Below are 16,362 nucleotides of genomic sequence, written 5' to 3'. Positions count from 1 at the left end.
CGCTACCACCAGCGCGGCGGCGTGAAGCGGCCGGCCGCCTGCTCCACGACTTCGCCAAGCGAGAACAGCGTCTCCTCATCGAACGGACGGCCGATCAACTGCAGGCCAAGCGGCAGTCCCTGCGCATCCTTGCCGGCCGGCACGGCGATGCCCGGGAGCCCCGCCATGTTCACCGTCACGGTAAAGATGTCGTTGAGATACATCTCGACCGGATCGGCGCCGCCTTTTTCGCCGACGCCGAAGGCGGCCGAGGGCGTCGCCGGCGTCAGGATCGCGCTGATGCCCTTGGCGAAGCAATCTTCAAAATCCTTCTTGATCAGGGTGCGTACTTTTTGCGCGCGCAGATAATAGGCATCGTAATAGCCGGCCGAGAGCACATAAGTGCCGATCATGACGCGGCGGCGCACTTCATCGCCAAACCCTTCCGCGCGGGTGTTCTCGTACAACTCGCCTATGCTGCGGCCCGGCACGCGCAGGCCGTACCGCACGCCATCGTAACGCGCGAGGTTGGACGAGGCTTCCGCCGGCGCCACAATGTAATAGGCCGGCAGCGCGTATTTGGTGTGCGGCAGCGACACCTCGACCAGTTCGGCGCCGGCCGCTTTCAGCCATGCCGCGCCTTCGCTCCAGAGCTTTTCGATTTCCGCCGGCATGCCGTCGAGGCGATATTCTTTCGGGATGCCGATCTTCATGCCCTTCACGGACTTGCCGACGGCGGCTTCGTAGTCGGGCACGCCGATGTCGACCGAGGTCGTGTCCTTTGGGTCGTGGCCCGCCATCGAGCGCATCAGGATCGCGGAATCGCGCACCGTGCGCGCGATCGGACCGGCCTGGTCGAGCGAGGACGCGAACGCCACGATGCCCCAACGCGAGCAGCGGCCGTACGTCGGCTTGACGCCGACGGTTGCGGTGAAGGCGGCGGGCTGGCGGATCGAACCGCCGGTGTCGGTCGCAGTCGCACCCATGCAGAGCAGCGCTGCCACCGCGGATGCCGATCCGCCGGACGAGCCGCCCGGCACCAGCGTGGTGTTGGAACCCTCGCGCCGCCACGGATTGACCACCGGACCGAAACACGAGGTCTCGTTCGACGAGCCCATCGCGAATTCGTCATTGTTGAGCTTGCCGAGCATCACGGCGCCGTCGCGCCATAGCTGCGAGGTCACGGTCGATTCATACGGCGGCACGAAGTTGCCGAGGATCTTCGAGCACGCGGTGGTGCGCACATCTTTCGTTGCGAACAGGTCCTTGATGCCGAGCGGAATGCCGGCAAGCGGCCCGCCCTCGCCCTTGGCAATCTTCGCGTCGACCGTACGCGCCATGGCACGCGCCTGGTCCGGCGTTTCCAGCACGAAGGCATTGAGCGAACGCGCCGCTTCGATCGCGGCGAGATGCGCGTCCGTCAGTTCAAGCGAGGTGAAAGACTTGCTCGCGAGGCCCTCGCGGGCCTCCGCGATCGTCAGAGATGTCAGGTCGGTCATTTATTGATCGGGCTGCAGAAGAACGGAGAAAGCGTCTTGTCGTTGGCGGGACTATTCGATTCCTGGGTGCGCGCCTTGTCGGCTGCCTCGAGCTGATCGAGCACGGCATCCATCGCCTTGTCGGGATCGGCGGCCTTGCCCTGCCGCTCCATCGCGTCGAGATAGTTCATGTAGGCCTGATAGGCCTTTTCATCGTCGCAGAGCAGACACATCGGACTTCCGATCTCAAAACAGAGTAGATGTTATTCGACCACCTTTGGCACCAGGAAGAAATGGTTTTGCGTCTCCGGCGCATTCCCGACGATGTCGTCGGGAATCTCGCCGTCATTGACCGCATCCTGCCGCTTCTTCATTTCCATCGGGGTCACCGAGGTCATCGGCTCAACGCCGTCGATGTTCACTTCCGAAAGCTGCTCCACGAAAGCCAGCATGGTGTTCAGCTCGCCCTGCAGATGGGGAACCTCAGCCTCGGTAACCGCAATCCGCGCCAGATGCGCGATGCGGCGAACGGTGGCGGCATCAACGGACATAAATATAGGCCTCAAATGGGGAATTCGCACCCGCCGTATAGCAGAGGCCCCTTTTGCGCCGCAACCGCGGGAACAGGCGGCCGCAGGCCCTTTCGGTTGCCCTTGCCCTGACGGACAAGATTTCGTGTGCGAAGCGCAGATTTCTTGCGCAAAAGCGCCCCGACGCAACCATTTTTATCGATTGACGTAGTCGTCCTGAAACAGTCGGGGGATCAAAGTCGCGGCCGGAACATCGGGAGGCCGTGTGATGTCGACCATCGAAAATGACCGCGCCGGATCGGAAAGCTGGGATCCGGCCCTCTGGTCCATCGGGACCGTTCTCGGCGTCGCGATCGTCTACCTCGCCTGCTTAACCTGACCCAAACGGGAGGAGAGCCATGTCCCAGGCTAAAATCCTGCGGGAAAAGGCGGAAATGTTCGAACGCCGCGCCGAAAATGCGACCGACCCGATCTCCAGGCAGCACTACAAGGAGATGGCCGCGCACTACCGTTCGCTGGCCGCGGAGCATCTGGACGTCAGGCGCGACGAACCAGCGCACTGAGCGGCGAATAGGACTTATCCGCTTAGCGCACCGAACCGCGCCAGCGCAGCACCTGCGAGCGCACGGGTCAATTCCGCCGCCGGCATTTCGCGCCCCATCCGCACCGCCTGCCCGGCCCACAGATTGGTGAAATCGACCTTGCCGAGTTTTTCGGCTGCCGCCTTCAGTGGCCCGAGTGCGGTTGCGGCATGCGGAAACGCGGGCGCGTCCGGCGAGATCGGTCCGACCTCGCGCATGACACGGTTGGCGACGCCACGCGCAGGACGGCCGGTCATGACGTTGGTGATGACGGTGGAATCGTCATGCGACTGGGCCAGCGCCGTGCGAGCTGGTCCGATCACCTTGGATTCCGGGCAGCGCAGATAGGCGCTGCCGATCTGCACGCCGGATGCGCCGAGCGCGAACGCCGCCGCAATGCCGCGCCCGTCGGCGATGCCGCCGGCCGCGATAACAGGCACTTTCACTGCGTCGACCACTTGCGGCACCAGCGCAAACGTGCCGGGCTGCTGGGCGATATTGTCGGTCAGGAACATGCCGCGATGGCCGCCGGCTTCCGCGCCTTGCGCGATGATGATGTCGGCGCCGTTCTCCTCCAGCCAGATCGCTTCCTTCACGATGGTTGCCGAGGACATCAAGAGGCAGCCCGCCGCCTTGACGCGCTTGACCAGCACCGGATCCGGCAGGCCGAAGTGGAAGCTGACGATTTCCGGCTTCAGTTCTTCCACAACCGCACACATGGCTTCATCGAACGGTGCGCGGTTGGCGGCGTTGATGGGCGTGGCGGGATCGATACCCAATTCCTTGTAGTAAGTCGCCAGCCGCGCCTTCCAGCCGGCCTCGCGTGCGGGATCGGCATCGACCGCCTTGTGACAAAAGAAGTTCATGTTGACCGGCGCGGTGACGCGCTGGCGGATGATGTTGACCTGCTCACGCGCTTTCTCGGCCGAGATCATCGCGCAGGGCAGCGAGCCGAGCGCCCCGCCCTGCGCCGCCGCGATCACCAGCTCGGCGTCCACGACGCCGGCCATCGGCGCCAGCACGATCGGAAATTCGGTCTTGAAGAGGTCGATGATCCGGCGGTCTGGCCACATGGCTCTGCTCGCTTGTTAGATGCTCGGCTGCTGCCCCCTCTCCCCTTGTGGGAGAGGGTGGATCGAATGAGCGAAGCTCATTCGAGATGGGTGAGGGGTTTGTATCCGCGGAGACAGACCCCTCATCCGGCGCGGACTATGTCCGCGCCACCTTCTCCCACAAGGGGAGAAGGGAAGGAAACACCGGCGACGGAATTCCGCCATCCGCCCAATATCTGCTCTGCCTCGGTAACGATCCTGTCAACGATCTCGCCGGCCGGCGGGATATCATGAATCAGCCCGACGGCTTCGCCCGCGATGACGGCAGCGATATCGAAATTGCCCGCCGCTCTCGCCGCCGCATATTCGGCAGCGACCCCTTTGAGGTTCTGCATCAGTTCGACCTCGCGTCCCATCCAGCGCCGCGCATGATCGTTGATCAGGCAGCGGCCGGTAAACGGCGCCGGCCAGACATTGTTGCGCGAGAGATCGAAAATGATGCCGCGGACGCTGTTGCCGCTGGTTGCGGCACAGATGCGCCGCTTGGCTTCGTCCGCTCCGTCGCATTCCTGGCTGGCATAAAAGCGGGTGCCGAGCAGCACGCCGGAAGCGCCCAGCATCATCATCGCCGCAAGCCCGCGACCGTCGCCTATCCCGCCTGCTGCTGCGACTGGCACCCGGCCGGCCGCCAGATCAACAATCGCCGGCACGATGTCGATCGTGCTGCGCGAGGCGCCGTGGCCGCCGGCTTCCGTTCCCTGCGCGATCAAAATGTCGGCGCCTGCATCCAGCGCCTGTCGCGCCATGTCCTCGTCCTGAACCTGGCAGATCAACAACGCGCCCGATGATTTGACACGCGGTGCGAAAGGTGTGGGATCACCGAACGAGAGCATGATGGCGCGTGGACCGGCTTCAAGCGCGACATCCAGTAGCGCCGGCTGCTTGGCAAGGCTCCAGGTGATGAAGCCGATGCCGAAGGGATCGGATAGATCGGCAAGCTTGGCCGTCTCCTGCTCGAGCCACGCCCGGTCGCCATAGCCGCCGCCGAGGATGCCGAACCCTCCGGCAGCACTGACCGCGGAAGTGAGACGCGCGCCCGCAATCACATCCATCGGCGCCGACAGGATCGGATGCTGGATGCCCAGACGGGCGGTCAACGGCGTGGAGATCGGCATGTCCATTCCCTGCAAACTGGACAGGCAATCTAGGCCGAACTATCATTCTCCAAAAATGAATAATATTGAATTCTGCCATCTCTATAAAGAAACGGAGCTCACCATGGAGCTGAGCGATCTCGTCACCTTCTCGGCCGTTGCCCGGCTCGGCGGCATCACCCGCGCCGCCGACGAACTCAACACTGTGCAGTCCAACGTCACCCAGCGCGTGAAGGCGCTGGAAGCCGAGATCGGCACCGCGTTGTTCGAACGGCACAGCCGCGGAATGACGCTGACCGGCGCCGGCCGCCGCCTGCTTCCCTATGCCGACCGGATGGCGGCGCTGTCGCGCGAGGCGGTGCTGGCCGCGCGCGACGATGGCGAGCCGAAGGGGCCGCTGTCGATTGGCTCGATGGAAACGACGGCCGCGATACGCCTGCCCTCTTTGCTCGCGGAATTCCATCGCCGCTTCCCCGCCGTTCAATTGAGCCTGCGGACCTCGACAACGGCTGACCTCGTGGCCGGCGTGCTCAACGGCAAATTTGACGGCGCATTCGTTGCCGGTCCGATCGAGCATGCCGAACTCGACGCGACGCTCGCCTTCCGCGAAGAACTGGTGCTGGTCACGGCACGGCGCTGGCAGAGCCTCAGTGCTTTACGCGCGGGAACGCCCGGCTCGGGTCCGACCGCCCTGGTCTTCCGCATCGGCTGCACCTACCGGCAGCGGCTCGAACAGGTGTTTTCGGAATTCGGCTGGCCGTCGGCCACGCGCTTCGAGCTCGGCACGCTCGACGGTATGATCGGCTGCGTCGCCGCCGACATGGGCGTGACGCTGCTGCCGCGCGCCGTGGTCGGGCGGAACGACACCGTCAACGTCCACACGCTGAGCCCGGCGCAGGCACGCGTCGAGACGCTTTTCATCACCCGTCGCACGGCCCATCAATACAGCGCCCTGCAGGGCTTTGCCGCCTGCCTGGAAAATAACGGCGAGGTCATCGCCGCCTGACATTCCAGCGCCGCAGCGCGACGCCGGCCCAGATCGCCTCGACCAGCCCGAACGGCCAGGCGCCCTGCAGAAATCCGTACACCGAGCCGAGCGCGCATGCGCCTGCAAAGGCAAGGATGAACCAGTGGCTGCTGTCCTCCAGCGCGTAGGCCACGAGCATCGCGGTTACCGCGAACAAACCAAACAGGCTAAGCGCATCCACTGAACTGCCCCACGCGTTCCGTTGCGCGAAAATTCCGCTGCCTCAATTCTGCAACAAGTCGAATTGCGGCGCAGCACTCGCGGCCTTCCCATCGCAACACACGCATCGGCTCGAAAAATTTCTAGCCGCCGCGCACCGCTACGTTAGTATGAGGCGCTAGCACCAAAAACCATAACGTCAACATCTGGGAGGGACTGCGATGCGCAACGCATTCGTGTTGTGCTGTTCTGTCGCCCTGTTGGGTACCGTCGGAACGGCAAGCGCTCAAGACTGGACGAAATCGAAATGGGGACCGAACGACGAGATCGGCGCCGCCAACTACATGACGCCCGAACTCGTCGTGAAGGCTGCTGGCCTGGTCAAGACCGGCAAGACCTACGCACTCGGCATTCCCGTCGATTCCAAGACCCCCGCCTATCCGCCCCGCGCGTTCAAGGTCACCATCGTGCAGCCCGGCCAGGCTGGCATTCCCGGCCTCGGGCCGACCAAGACCACTTATAATGACGACATCATCGAGGGCTGGGCCGGCGTCGGCAGCCAGCTCGACGGCCTCGGCCACATCGGCGTCGAGCATGTCTATTACAACGGCAACAAGCTCGCCGATTTCGCCGATCCGACCGGGCTGAAGAAGCTCGGCGTCGAAAAGATCCCGCCGATGGTCACGCGCGGCGTGCTGCTCGACATGGCGGCCCATTACGGCACCGACGTGGTCAAGGAAGGCACCGCCTTCAACACCAAGGAAATCGAGGAAGTCGCCAAGAAACAGAACGTCGAAATCCGCCAGGGCGACGTCGTGATCTTCCATACCGGCTGGCTCAGCCTGATCGGCAAGGACGACAAGCGCTTTGGCGCCGGCGAACCCGGCCTCGGCGTCGAAGGCGCCAAGTACCTTGCCGGCAAGGGCGTCGTCGCGGTCGGGGCTGACACCTGGGGCGTCGAAGCCGTCCCGTTCGAGACCAAGAATGTCTTCGAGGTGCATCAGGTCCTGCTGCCGATGAACGGCACCTACATTCTGGAGAACATGGACACGGCTGAACTCGCCAAGGACAAGGCCTATGAGTTCCTGTTCGTGCTCGGCCAGCCGCGCTTCAAGGGCGGCGTGCAGAGCATGATCAACCCGGTCGCGATCCGGTAAGACCGAATCCGATAGCCGGCGTGGCCTTCTCGCATGGATGCCACGCCGCGATCGGCTTTGCGTGCACGACGCGGCGCGTGTTAAGCGGGGCAATGCCTGCCCCTATCCTCCCCTTGATCGACGCCGTCACCCATTGGCCCGAGCGCGGCGCCCTGATCGGCCTCGATCTCGGCACCAAGACCATCGGCGTCGCGGTGTCCGATCCCGACCGCCGGCTGGCGACCGGTGTCGCGACCATCCAGCGCAAGGCCTTCAAGGCCGATGCGGCGCGGCTGCTCGCGATATCAGGCGAGCGCAACGCGGTCGGCTTCGTGCTTGGGCTGCCCATCAACATGGACGGCAGCGAGGGGCCGCGCGCGCAATCGACCCGCGCCTTTGCCCGCAATTTTTCCAATCTCACCGGGCTTGCCATTGCCTTATGGGACGAGCGGCTTTCGACTGCGGCGGTCGAGCGCGAGCTGATCGGCATGGACGTTTCTCGCGCCCGCCGCGCCGAGGTGATCGACGAGCACGCCGCGATCTTCATCCTGCAGGGCGCGCTGGACCGGCTCGCAAAACTGCGCAGGGATCGCTGAGAATGGCGATCGTCATCGCGGCGCTGCTGCCGGTGTTTTTGCTGATCGTGCTCGGCTTCATCCTGAAGCGGACCCTGATCCGGCCCGAGACGCAATGGCATGGACTGGAACGGCTGACCTACTACGTGCTGTTTCCAGTCCTGCTGGTGCAGACCCTGGTCAAGGCCGACCTGAGCAAGGTGCCGGTAGCCGGTGTCGGCGGCGCGCTGCTACTCTCGGTGCTTTTGATGTCGCTGCTCTGCCTGGCGCTACGGCCCTTGCTCGCCCGCCTGTCGATCGACGGCCCCGCCTTCACCTCGATCTTCCAGGGCGCCACCCGCTGGCAGACCTATGTGGCGCTTGCCGTCTCGGGCAATCTGTTCGGCGACCTCGGGCTGGCGCTGGCTTCCGTCGCGATGGTCGCCATCATTCCGCTGGTCAACGTGTTCAGCGTTTCCGTGCTCGCTCACTACGCTTCGCCGGAAAAGCGCTCGGTTGGCACCATCGTCGCGACCGTGGCACTCAATCCGTTTATCTGGGCCTGCGTCATCGGGTTGACGCTCAACGTCACCCACATCCCGCTTCCCAAACTCTGGCACGAGGTGGCCGATGCGCTCGGACGTTCCTCGCTCGCCATCGGGTTGCTGGTGACCGGCGCCGGCCTGCACCTCGAAGGCATGTTCCGGCCGAGCCTCGCCGCCTCGGTCGCACTGGTGCTCAAGCTCGTGTTGATGCCCGTGATCGCGGTCACACTGGCACTCTGGTTCGGCGTTTCGGGTTCGAACCTTGCCATCGTCACGGCCTGCGCCGCGGTGCCCACCTCTTCCTCGGCCTATGTGCTGGCGCGCCAGATGGGCGGCGACGCACCGCTGCTGGCCCAGATCATCACGCTGCAGACCATATTGGCGGCGGTGACCATGCCAATTGCCATCGCGCTGGCGGCTTTGTGCTAGTGGGAGCCAGCCAGCCAGAAAGTCTGGATGGTCGCCGCCAGATTGTTGATGCCGTGCAGCGCGATGGTCAGCCAGGTCGAATTGGTGCGGTAGCGCAGATAGCCCAGCAACAAGCCGATCGAAAACACCTCGCCGAAAAAGAACCAGTCGTATTGCAGATGCAACGAAGTCCAGGCCAGCGACGACAGGAAGATGGCCCCGGCGACGCCGAGCCGCGACTCCGACCAGCCACGATAGAGAAACCCGCGCGCGAAGATCTCCTCCCACATGGGTGCTGCGACGGCAAACGCGATCACCAATAGCCACAGCGCGCCGTCGGCCTGCGCTGTTTTCAGGACCTCGCCCATAAAGCCCGGCGTCACCTCGCGCCCGAGCGCGCGCGACAGCAGGTCCCAGCCGCCGACGAGAATGGCCAGCGCGGCGAGGCCGATGAAGAAATCGCGCCATGAGGGCCAGCGCAGCGCCAGATAATCGGCAAAGGATATGCGCGTTGGACGGATCGCGACCCATGTCGCCAACAGCACGGCGGGCAATCCCAGGATGACCGAGAGCGAGATGGTCAGGCCGCCGCCGATGACACGGATCGCCTCAGCGATGTCGAACGATCCGCCCTGCCGCAGCACAAAATAGATGATGACCGAGAGTTGGCCGAGGAACATCGCGGCAAAGATGAACACGCCCCACAGCGTCGTGCCCCAGAATTTCCAGGCGCGTGGCGGCCGCTGATCAGGGATCGCGGGCGGTACTGCAGTGGGACTTGCGGTGGTGAGGGAATCCATCAATCACTTTCTCGATGTCGTCATGCCAAGCCCGGCCATGACGATGGGAGACATGTTCACGGCAGCGCGCGCTCCAGAAGGCCGCTTATGTCGCCACTGTCCAGATCGACCGCGCCATACATGCCGGCGTGGTTGCCGGCAAGGCGCGTGGTTGCGAACAACTCGGCATGCCGTGGCGACACGGCATTGAGCGCAGCAGCAGCCGCCAGCAGCGCCAGCTTTTCGACCGCCACCCGCGCCACGCGCTCGCTGTCCGGCCGGTGGAATGCCTTGCCGATGAACGCGGTTGCTTCACCCGCGCCCGGCAATCCGAGCGTCTCTCCGGTCAGTTCATGCACGATGCCGGAGGCTGCTTCGGGCTCGCGCGACAGCGCGCGCAGCACGTCGAGGCACATCACATTGCCGGAGCCTTCCCAGATCGCATTGACCGGCGACTCCCGGTAATGCCGCGCCAGAATGCCCTCCTCCACGTAGCCATTGCCGCCGAGGCACTCCATCGCCTCATAGAGAAAGCCCGGCGCGCTCTTGCAGACCCAGTATTTGATCGCGGGCGTCAGCAGCCGCATATAGGCGGCTTCCTTGGCGTCAACGGGGGCGCGATCGAACGAACGGCATAGCCGCATCACCAGCGCGACGGTCGCCTCGACATGCAGCGCCATGTCCGACAGCACCGCCTGCATCAGCGGCTGGTCGGCGAGATGTTTCTGGAACACGCTGCGGTGCCGTGCATGATGCAGCGCATGCGCCAGGCCGGATCGCATCAGCCCGGCGGAAGCAATCGCGCAATCCTGCCGCGTCAACTGCACCATCTGGATGATGGTGCGGATGCCCTTGCCCTCGGCGCCGACGCGCTCGGCGTAGGCGCTGTGAAACTCAACTTCCGAGGAGGCGTTCGAGCGGTTGCCGAGCTTGTCTTTCAGCCGCTGGAACCGGATCGCGTTGACCGAGCCGTCCGGGGCAAAGCGCGGCATGAAGAAGCAGGTCAATCCCTGATCCGCCTGCGCCAGCACCAGGAAGGCGTCGCACATCGGCGCCGACATGAACCATTTGTGTCCGGTGATGCGGTAGACGTCCCCGTCACGCTCCGCCCGGGTCATATTGGAGCGGACGTCGGTGCCACCCTGCTTCTCGGTCATGCCCATGCCGAGCGTCATGCCGCGTTTTGTCGGCCACGGCGCAAAGCTCGGGTCATAGGAACGCGTCGCGACGACCGGCATCACCTTCGCCAATAGGTCAGGCTGTTCCGCAAGCGCCGCCACCGACGCGCGCGTCATGGTGATCGGGCAGAGATGCCCGGTCTCGACTTGTGCTGCCATGTAGAATTTTGCCGCGCGCACCACTTCGCAGGCGCCGCCGGCCGGTTTGCCGTCGGCGGTCCATGTCGAATTATGCACGCCGGCATGCGCACTATGCGCCATCAGTTCGTGATAGGCGGGGTGAAACTCGACCTCGTCGCGGCGATTGCCGCGTGAATCGAAGGTGCGCAGCTTGGGCGTATTCTCGTTGGCAATCCGGCCGCGCTCCGCCATTGCCGCAGAACCCCAATGCTTGCCGAAGTCAGACAGCTCCCCCTCTGCCGCAGCGCCGCCGTTGGCGGCGACTGCATCGAGCAGCGGCCGGTCGGCCACGTATAGATCGACATCCCAAAATGGCGGCGACTGGTTGAAGACCTCGTGGGTCGAAAATGTTGCCTGGCTCATGGCTGATCCTGAAACGGTTAAATCACTTCCGCGGCGTGATCGGGAAATCATAGGCCCGCCCGCCCGCGCCCGGCAGCGAAAAGTGCCACCACTCCTTCGAATAGTTTACAAATCCTCGCCGCGCCATCACCTGAACCAGCTTCTCGCGCCAGCGGCGTTGCGCCGCGGTGATGGATTTCGCCGCCCTGTGAGACTTGGCGTCGGAACAATCGTAGCCGGTGCCCATGTCGACGCTCCCTTCCGGCGCACGCAGGTTCACGTTGGCGATGCAGTCGGCATAATCCTTGGCGGGATCGAAGGTTGCCGAATTGTCGGCCTTCAGATCAACCAATGTGAGATCGAGCGCAGCTCCGGTCGAATGCCCGGAACGTTCGGCAATATAGCCCAGGTGAAACAGGTCGGCCTTGCTGAACGATGGATTGTAGCGCTTCTGCGCCGGCGTTTCGCGGCCATCGCGCGACCAGGCCACCATGTCGGCCACCGCGCGCGTCGGGCGGTAGCAATCGAACATCTTCAGCGACAGGTTCTGCAGCGCGAGTTCTTCCTGAACGCTCTTCAAGAGCACGCCGACGTCGCGTTTCACCACGCATTCGGCGGCCGCATAGCCCCGCAGTGGACGGCCGACAAAATTGTTCGAGCCGGCGTAGCGGATATCCTGGATGATGGTCGGATCGATATCGCGCAGATAAACGAAACCGGCGGGCAGTTTTGGCGCCTGCGCGGCGGCGCTAGCGATGCAACCCGCCGCGAACATCGCCGCGAGTGTCATCCGCCTTCCCGCACCCCTGCGGACGATCACGCCAGCGCCCACATGATCCGAATGCATTGAGTGAAATGCCGCACGTTTTCCCCGATGTATCGCGTGCCAATCCCGGCCATTCTAGTGGAATCCCCCGGCGCGGAACACTGGGGGCCCATTTACCCTGTCGCGGAAGCGCTAGTGGATAAGTCGGCACCTCGGATTTGAAGCTTGCCCTGCATGGCATCTCTGCCTATAGCTCTCGCTTTAATGACCCCTGCATCGAAATCGACCTTTGTCCTCGGGCACCGGCACTTGCTGGGAATCGAGGGGCTTTCCGCTGACGATATTACCGGCCTGCTCGACCTTTCCGAGGAATATGTCGAGCTCAACCGCCAGGTGGACAAAAAGCGCACGTCCTTGCGCGGTCGCACCCAGGTGAACCTGTTTTTCGAGGCGTCCACCCGAACCCAATCCTCGTTCGAACTGGCGGGAAAACGGCTTGGCGCTGACGTCATGAACATGTCGGTGTCCTCGTCCTCGATCCGCAAGGGCGAGACGCTGATGGACACCGCGGTGACGCTGAACGCCATGCACCCGGATATCCTGGTGGTGCGGCACCACGCCTCCGGCGCGGTGGAACTGCTGGCGCGCAAGGTTGACGGTTCCGTGATCAATGCCGGCGACGGCGCGCACGAACATCCGACCCAGGCGCTGCTGGACGCGCTGACCATCCGCCGGAATAAAGGCCGGCTGGAAGGCCTCGTGATCGCGATCTGCGGCGACGTCATGCATTCCCGCGTGGCACGATCCAATATCCTTCTGCTCAACACCATGGGCGCGCGCGTCCGCGTCGTCGCGCCCTCCACGCTACTGCCGCGCGGCATCGAGCGGATGGGCGTCGAGGTCGCGCGCGACATGCGCGAAGGCCTCAACGGCGCCGATATCGTGATGATGCTGCGGCTGCAGCGCGAGCGCATGAACGGCTCCTTCGTGCCGTCGTCGGGCGAATACTTCCACTATTTCGGCCTCGACCAGAAGAAGCTCGCTTACGCCAAGCCGGACGCGCTGGTGATGCATCCGGGCCCGATGAACCGCGGCGTCGAGATCGACTCGATCGTGGCCGACGGCGCGCAATCGCTGATCCGTGAACAGGTGGAAATGGGAGTGGCAGTGCGGATGGCGGTGCTTGAAGCGCTCGCCCGCAACCTGCCGAACGCGTAAATCATGCTGACTGACCGCCGCCCGATCCTGCTTGCGAACGCCCGCGTCGTCGATCCCTCCAGGGACCTTGACGGCCCCGGCGACGTCCTGATTGCCGACGGAACGATCCGTGACTCCAGGCGCGGCATCGGCGCCGCCGGCGTGCCTGAAGGTACCGACATCATTAATTGCGCCGGCAAGATCGTCGCCCCCGGGCTGATCGACATGCGCGCCTTTGTCGGCGAGCCCGGCGCCAGCCATCGCGAAACCTTTGCCTCCGCGAGCCAGGCGGCGGCCGCCGGCGGCATCACCACCATCATCTGCCAGCCGGACACTTCGCCTGTCATCGACAATTCGGCCACCGTCGACTTCGTGCTGCGCCGCGCCCGCGACACCGCGATTGTCAACATCCACCCGATGGCGGCGCTGACCAAGGGGCTAGGCGGCCAGGAAATGACCGAGATCGGCCTCTTGAAGGCCGCCGGCGCGGTCGCCTTTACCGATGGCGACAAGAGCGTCACCAATGCGCAGGTGATGCGCCGGGCGCTGACCTATGCGCGCGATTTCGACGCGCTGATCGTGCACCACACCGAGGACCCTGATCTCGTCGGCGAAGGCGTGATGAACGAGGGCGAGTTCGCCGCCCGGCTTGGGCTCGCCGGCATTCCCAACGCCGCCGAGGCGGTGATGCTCGAACGCGACATGCGTCTGGTGGCGCTGACCGGCGGGCGCTATCACGCGGCCTCGCTGTCGTCGATCGAGTCGCTGGAAATCCTCAAGCGTGCGCGCGACGCCGGCCTCGACGTCAGCGCTTCCGTATCGATCAACCACGTCACCCTGAACGAAAACGACATCGGCCCCTACCGCACCTTCCTGAAGCTTTCGCCGCCGCTGCGCACCGAGGAGGACCGCCTCGCCCTTGTCGCAGCGGTCGCCTCCGGCCTGGTCGATGTCGTGATGTCCGATCACAATCCGCAGGACGTCGAGGTGAAGCGGCTGCCGTTCGCGGAAGCGGCTTCCGGCGCGGTCGGGCTGCAGACCATGCTGCCGGCGGCGCTGCGGTTGATCCACAACGGCGAAATGGATTTCAAGACGCTGATCCGGGCGATGTCGACCCGCCCTGCGGAGCTTCTCGGCCTGCCCGGCGGCACGCTGCGGGCGGGTTCCCCGGCCGACGTGATCGTCATCGACCCCGATACGCCCTGGGTGCTCGATCCCGCCGACCTCAAATCGCAGTGCAAGAACACGCCGTTCGACGAAGCCCGCTTCTCGGGACGCGTCGTGCGTACTATCGTGGGTGGGCGGACAGTTTATGAACACGTCTGATTCGTCCGAACCAGCCCGCGCGGAGTAACGGCGATGTCACCTGAAGTATGGCTGCCGTTGGCATTCGTTCTCGGCTATCTGCTGGGCTCGATTCCCTTCGGGGTGGTGCTGACCACAGCCGCGGGCACGCAGGACCTGCGCTCGATCGGCTCCGGCAACATCGGCGCCACCAACGTATTGCGCACGGGGCGCAAGGGCCTCGCCGCTGCGACGCTGATCGGCGATATGCTCAAGGGCACGGCTGCGGTAATGATCGCAGGCTATTTCGGCGGCGCAGATGCGGCGATGCTGGCTGCGCTCGGCGCATTCCTCGGTCACCTCTTCCCGGTCTGGCTCAAATTCAACGGCGGCAAAGGCGTCGCCACCTATATCGGCGTGCTGATCGGCCTGTTCTGGCCGGGGGCCGTGATGTTCTGCCTGATCTGGTTAGCCACCGCCTTGACCACGCGCTATTCGTCGCTGTCGGCGCTGGTCGCCGCGTTTGTCACCCCGCTGTTCCTGTGGTGGTTCGGCCACCCCGCGCTGGCGTCGCTGTTCGTCGTGCTGACGCTGCTGCTGTTCTGGAAACACAGCGAAAACATCAAGCGGCTGCAGGCCGGGACCGAAGGACGGATCGGGGCGAGGTAGCGGAGCGCGCCATCGCTTCGATCGGATCCGGCGGATCCATGGGATAGTGCTTCGCTTCGTAGGTGTCGATCAGTGTCGCCAGCACATCGAGCCGGTCACCCTATTTCCGGGCAAGCGCGTCTTCCACAAACCGCGCCGCCGCCAGTGCTTGCGCATCCGCGCCGTATCTCGCAATCACCTGCACGCCCACCGGCAAATTGACGCCCGCCACAAAAGCCGGAACGTTGACGCAGGGTACGCCCATCAGCGTCCATAGCCGATTGTAACGGGCGTCGCCGGTCGAAGCCAAACCCCGCGGGGCAGCACCTGGTGCGGAGAAGGTCAGCAGCACATCGACCTCATCGAACACTTTTTCCAGCGCCTGTCTGGCGCGGCTCGCTGTTCTAATCGCCGCGTCATAGGCGGCGGGCGTTGTGTCCCTGCTCCCGTCCAGCTTGGCCCGCAAGAGCGGCGCCATCTCCGCGTAATGTTCACGATACTCCCAGGCGAGCGCCCGATGCGCCTCGAATTCCTGCACGACCGGCTGCGCAGCCCATGCGCCGGCAAAAATCTGGGGCAGGTTCAGCGCACGCACGGACGCGCCGGCTTTCTCCACCGCCCGCGTCGCAATCCGCAACGCCGCCTCGCCTGACGCTTCCGGCGCGCCGGCGAAATCCTGGATCACGACGCCGATGCGTGGTGTTGAAATCGTGGGCGGCAGAAGCAATTCGGGCCGGCCGGTCATTGCCGATAACCCGCGCGCGACGTCATCGACGCCGGCCGCGAACAGCCCCACCGTATCAAGCGTCCACGAATAGCATTTCACCCCGACCGTCGGCAACACGTGGTAGGACGGCTTGATCGCGGCGACGCCACAGAACGAGGCCGGCCGGATCACCGAACCGCCGGTCTGCGTCCCCAGCGCCAGCGGGATCATGCCGGCCGCCACCGCTGCGGCCGAACCCGATGACGATCCGCCGGGTGTATGACCCTTGTTGTGCGGATTGAGCGTCGGCGTCGGATCCAGCGAGGCGAATGCCGTCGTTGTGGTCTTGCCGATGATGCTGGCGCCCGCCTGCTTCAGCATCATCACGACGGCAGCGTCGCCGCGCGATCGATATCCCCGGTAGATCGGCGAGCCCATCTCGGTCGGAAACTCCGCGGTATCCATGATGTCCTTGATGCCCACCGCGATGCCGCGCAGCGGCCCGGTGCTTGCCGCGCGCAGATTTTCGGCACGGCAGACGAAAGCGCCAATCGTCCTGTCCTGTGTGGTGATCGCTTCCATCGACTGCGCGACGGCGGCATCGGGTGAAAGCTCGCCTGCATCTATGCGGCGCTGGAGGCCGGCGAGCGAGATCATGGGCATGGTTCCTGCGGCTTTT

General features: G+C 64.4%; 18 protein-coding genes and 1 pseudogene. 8 read left to right on the top strand and 11 right to left on the bottom strand.

Going from position 1 to position 16,362, the window contains the following annotated elements:
• Positions 1 to 2 precede the first annotated feature (2 nt).
• Genes gatA through gatC form a run of 3 tightly spaced genes read right to left on the bottom strand, consistent with a single transcriptional unit; the run spans position 3 to position 2,008 of the window.
• A complete protein-coding gene (gene gatA / locus V1277_RS29015; protein ID WP_334419233.1) occupies positions 3 to 1,478 on the bottom strand; it encodes an Asp-tRNA(Asn)/Glu-tRNA(Gln) amidotransferase subunit GatA in 1,476 nt (491 codons plus the stop codon).
• A complete protein-coding gene (locus V1277_RS29010) occupies positions 1,475 to 1,690 on the bottom strand; it encodes a hypothetical protein (protein WP_334419232.1) in 216 nt (71 codons plus the stop codon). The genes gatA and V1277_RS29010 overlap by 4 nt, the downstream gene beginning before the upstream one ends.
• A 30-nt stretch (positions 1,691 to 1,720) precedes the next feature.
• Positions 1,721 to 2,008, bottom strand: a complete 288-nt coding sequence (gatC, locus tag V1277_RS29005; protein WP_334419231.1) for an Asp-tRNA(Asn)/Glu-tRNA(Gln) amidotransferase subunit GatC — start codon at positions 2,006 to 2,008, stop codon at positions 1,721 to 1,723.
• Positions 2,009 to 2,385: 377 nt separating this feature from the next.
• Here gatC and V1277_RS29000 point away from each other — a divergent pair, with 377 nt between their 5' ends.
• Positions 2,386 to 2,550, top strand: coding sequence for a hypothetical protein (locus V1277_RS29000; RefSeq protein WP_334374928.1), 165 nt, complete (start codon positions 2,386 to 2,388; stop codon positions 2,548 to 2,550).
• Between the two features lie 14 nt (positions 2,551 to 2,564).
• Here V1277_RS29000 and V1277_RS28995 read toward each other — a convergent pair whose 3' ends face one another.
• Together V1277_RS28995 and V1277_RS28990 are read right to left on the bottom strand one after the other, a co-directional pair.
• Positions 2,565 to 3,641: an NAD(P)H-dependent flavin oxidoreductase gene (locus V1277_RS28995; RefSeq protein WP_334419230.1), complete on the bottom strand. Its 1,077-nt coding sequence runs from the start codon at positions 3,639 to 3,641 to the stop codon at positions 2,565 to 2,567.
• Between the two features lie 122 nt (positions 3,642 to 3,763).
• A complete protein-coding gene (locus tag V1277_RS28990; RefSeq protein WP_334419229.1) occupies positions 3,764 to 4,795 on the bottom strand; it encodes an NAD(P)H-dependent flavin oxidoreductase in 1,032 nt (343 codons plus the stop codon).
• Between the two features lie 103 nt (positions 4,796 to 4,898).
• On the opposite strand from V1277_RS28990, the gene V1277_RS28985 reads away from it, so the two are divergent.
• Entirely contained in the window at positions 4,899 to 5,780 is an 882-nt protein-coding gene (locus tag V1277_RS28985; protein ID WP_334419228.1) for a LysR family transcriptional regulator, read from the top strand.
• Here the strand turns inward: V1277_RS28985 and V1277_RS28980 are convergent.
• Positions 5,767 to 5,982 carry a hypothetical protein gene (locus V1277_RS28980; RefSeq protein ID WP_334419227.1) on the bottom strand — a complete coding sequence of 72 codons (216 nt, stop codon included), beginning with the start codon at positions 5,980 to 5,982 and terminating at the stop codon, positions 5,767 to 5,769. The genes V1277_RS28985 and V1277_RS28980 overlap by 14 nt on opposite strands.
• Positions 5,983 to 6,181: 199 nt before the next feature.
• On the opposite strand from V1277_RS28980, the gene V1277_RS28975 reads away from it, so the two are divergent.
• From V1277_RS28975 to V1277_RS28965, 3 genes are all read left to right on the top strand, one after another.
• Positions 6,182 to 7,117, top strand: a complete 936-nt coding sequence (locus tag V1277_RS28975; protein WP_334419226.1) for a cyclase family protein — start codon at positions 6,182 to 6,184, stop codon at positions 7,115 to 7,117.
• 92 nt (positions 7,118 to 7,209) lie between these two features.
• Positions 7,210 to 7,692, top strand: coding sequence for a Holliday junction resolvase RuvX (gene ruvX, locus V1277_RS28970; RefSeq protein ID WP_334374922.1), 483 nt, complete (start codon positions 7,210 to 7,212; stop codon positions 7,690 to 7,692).
• Between the two features lie 2 nt (positions 7,693 to 7,694).
• Positions 7,695 to 8,624 (top strand): AEC family transporter, encoded by a 930-nt coding sequence (locus V1277_RS28965; RefSeq protein ID WP_334419225.1) that lies wholly within the window; start codon positions 7,695 to 7,697, stop codon positions 8,622 to 8,624.
• On the opposite strand, the gene V1277_RS28960 is transcribed toward V1277_RS28965, so the two are convergent.
• The 3 genes from V1277_RS28960 to V1277_RS28950 are packed head-to-tail and all read right to left on the bottom strand — an operon-like array spanning position 8,621 to position 11,872.
• Positions 8,621 to 9,403: a CPBP family intramembrane glutamic endopeptidase gene (locus V1277_RS28960; RefSeq protein WP_334419224.1), complete on the bottom strand. Its 783-nt coding sequence runs from the start codon at positions 9,401 to 9,403 to the stop codon at positions 8,621 to 8,623. The genes V1277_RS28965 and V1277_RS28960 overlap by 4 nt on opposite strands.
• A 56-nt stretch (positions 9,404 to 9,459) precedes the next feature.
• Complete coding sequence (locus tag V1277_RS28955) at positions 9,460 to 11,103, bottom strand: acyl-CoA dehydrogenase family protein (protein ID WP_334419223.1); 1,644 nt, start codon at positions 11,101 to 11,103, stop codon at positions 9,460 to 9,462.
• A gap of 22 nt (positions 11,104 to 11,125) precedes the next feature.
• Positions 11,126 to 11,872 (bottom strand): M15 family metallopeptidase, encoded by a 747-nt coding sequence (locus V1277_RS28950; RefSeq protein WP_442894533.1) that lies wholly within the window; start codon positions 11,870 to 11,872, stop codon positions 11,126 to 11,128.
• 240 nt (positions 11,873 to 12,112) lie between these two features.
• On the opposite strand from V1277_RS28950, the gene V1277_RS28945 reads away from it, so the two are divergent.
• Genes V1277_RS28945 through plsY form a run of 3 tightly spaced genes read left to right on the top strand, consistent with a single transcriptional unit; the run spans position 12,113 to position 14,998 of the window.
• Positions 12,113 to 13,066, top strand: coding sequence for an aspartate carbamoyltransferase catalytic subunit (locus V1277_RS28945; RefSeq protein WP_334374918.1), 954 nt, complete (start codon positions 12,113 to 12,115; stop codon positions 13,064 to 13,066).
• A gap of 3 nt (positions 13,067 to 13,069) precedes the next feature.
• The gene (locus V1277_RS28940) at positions 13,070 to 14,371 is read left to right on the top strand and encodes a dihydroorotase (protein WP_334419222.1); all 1,302 of its coding nucleotides are present in this window, start codon (positions 13,070 to 13,072) and stop codon (positions 14,369 to 14,371) included.
• A gap of 33 nt (positions 14,372 to 14,404) precedes the next feature.
• Positions 14,405 to 14,998, top strand: coding sequence for a glycerol-3-phosphate 1-O-acyltransferase PlsY (plsY, locus tag V1277_RS28935; RefSeq protein ID WP_334419221.1), 594 nt, complete (start codon positions 14,405 to 14,407; stop codon positions 14,996 to 14,998).
• Between the two features lie 10 nt (positions 14,999 to 15,008).
• Here plsY and V1277_RS35105 read toward each other — a convergent pair.
• Together V1277_RS35105 and V1277_RS28930 are read right to left on the bottom strand one after the other, a co-directional pair.
• Positions 15,009 to 15,098: pseudogene (locus V1277_RS35105) on the bottom strand (transcriptional regulator); the annotation flags it as partial.
• Positions 15,099 to 16,340: an amidase gene (locus V1277_RS28930; RefSeq protein WP_334419220.1), complete on the bottom strand. Its 1,242-nt coding sequence runs from the start codon at positions 16,338 to 16,340 to the stop codon at positions 15,099 to 15,101.
• Positions 16,341 to 16,362 lie beyond the last annotated feature (22 nt).

This window comes from Bradyrhizobium sp. AZCC 1588 (assembly GCF_036924735.1).
Taxonomy (GTDB): Bacteria; Pseudomonadota; Alphaproteobacteria; order Rhizobiales; family Xanthobacteraceae; genus Bradyrhizobium.
The sequence above is the reverse complement of the archived record's forward strand: the minus strand, read 5'-3'. Positions and strand labels throughout refer to the sequence as shown.

Excerpts from the sequence above, each read along its gene's own strand:
- gatA (WP_334419233.1), bottom strand. The coding sequence starts at position 1,478 with ATGACCGACCTGACATCTCTGACGATCGCGGAGGCCCGCGAGGGCCTC.
- V1277_RS29010 (WP_334419232.1), bottom strand. The coding sequence starts at position 1,690 with ATGTGTCTGCTCTGCGACGATGAAAAGGCCTATCAGGCCTACATGAAC.
- gatC (WP_334419231.1), bottom strand. The coding sequence starts at position 2,008 with ATGTCCGTTGATGCCGCCACCGTTCGCCGCATCGCGCATCTGGCGCGG.
- V1277_RS29000 (WP_334374928.1), top strand. The coding sequence starts at position 2,386 with ATGTCCCAGGCTAAAATCCTGCGGGAAAAGGCGGAAATGTTCGAACGC.
- V1277_RS28995 (WP_334419230.1), bottom strand. The coding sequence starts at position 3,641 with ATGTGGCCAGACCGCCGGATCATCGACCTCTTCAAGACCGAATTTCCG.
- V1277_RS28990 (WP_334419229.1), bottom strand. The coding sequence starts at position 4,795 with ATGCCGATCTCCACGCCGTTGACCGCCCGTCTGGGCATCCAGCATCCG.
- V1277_RS28985 (WP_334419228.1), top strand. The coding sequence starts at position 4,899 with ATGGAGCTGAGCGATCTCGTCACCTTCTCGGCCGTTGCCCGGCTCGGC.
- V1277_RS28975 (WP_334419226.1), top strand. The coding sequence starts at position 6,182 with ATGCGCAACGCATTCGTGTTGTGCTGTTCTGTCGCCCTGTTGGGTACC.
- ruvX (WP_334374922.1), top strand. The coding sequence starts at position 7,210 with ATGCCTGCCCCTATCCTCCCCTTGATCGACGCCGTCACCCATTGGCCC.
- V1277_RS28965 (WP_334419225.1), top strand. The coding sequence starts at position 7,695 with ATGGCGATCGTCATCGCGGCGCTGCTGCCGGTGTTTTTGCTGATCGTG.
- V1277_RS28960 (WP_334419224.1), bottom strand. The coding sequence starts at position 9,403 with ATGGATTCCCTCACCACCGCAAGTCCCACTGCAGTACCGCCCGCGATC.
- V1277_RS28955 (WP_334419223.1), bottom strand. The coding sequence starts at position 11,103 with ATGAGCCAGGCAACATTTTCGACCCACGAGGTCTTCAACCAGTCGCCG.
- V1277_RS28950 (WP_442894533.1), bottom strand. The coding sequence starts at position 11,872 with ATGACACTCGCGGCGATGTTCGCGGCGGGTTGCATCGCTAGCGCCGCC.
- V1277_RS28945 (WP_334374918.1), top strand. The coding sequence starts at position 12,113 with ATGACCCCTGCATCGAAATCGACCTTTGTCCTCGGGCACCGGCACTTG.
- V1277_RS28940 (WP_334419222.1), top strand. The coding sequence starts at position 13,070 with ATGCTGACTGACCGCCGCCCGATCCTGCTTGCGAACGCCCGCGTCGTC.
- plsY (WP_334419221.1), top strand. The coding sequence starts at position 14,405 with ATGTCACCTGAAGTATGGCTGCCGTTGGCATTCGTTCTCGGCTATCTG.
- V1277_RS28930 (WP_334419220.1), bottom strand. The coding sequence starts at position 16,340 with ATGATCTCGCTCGCCGGCCTCCAGCGCCGCATAGATGCAGGCGAGCTT.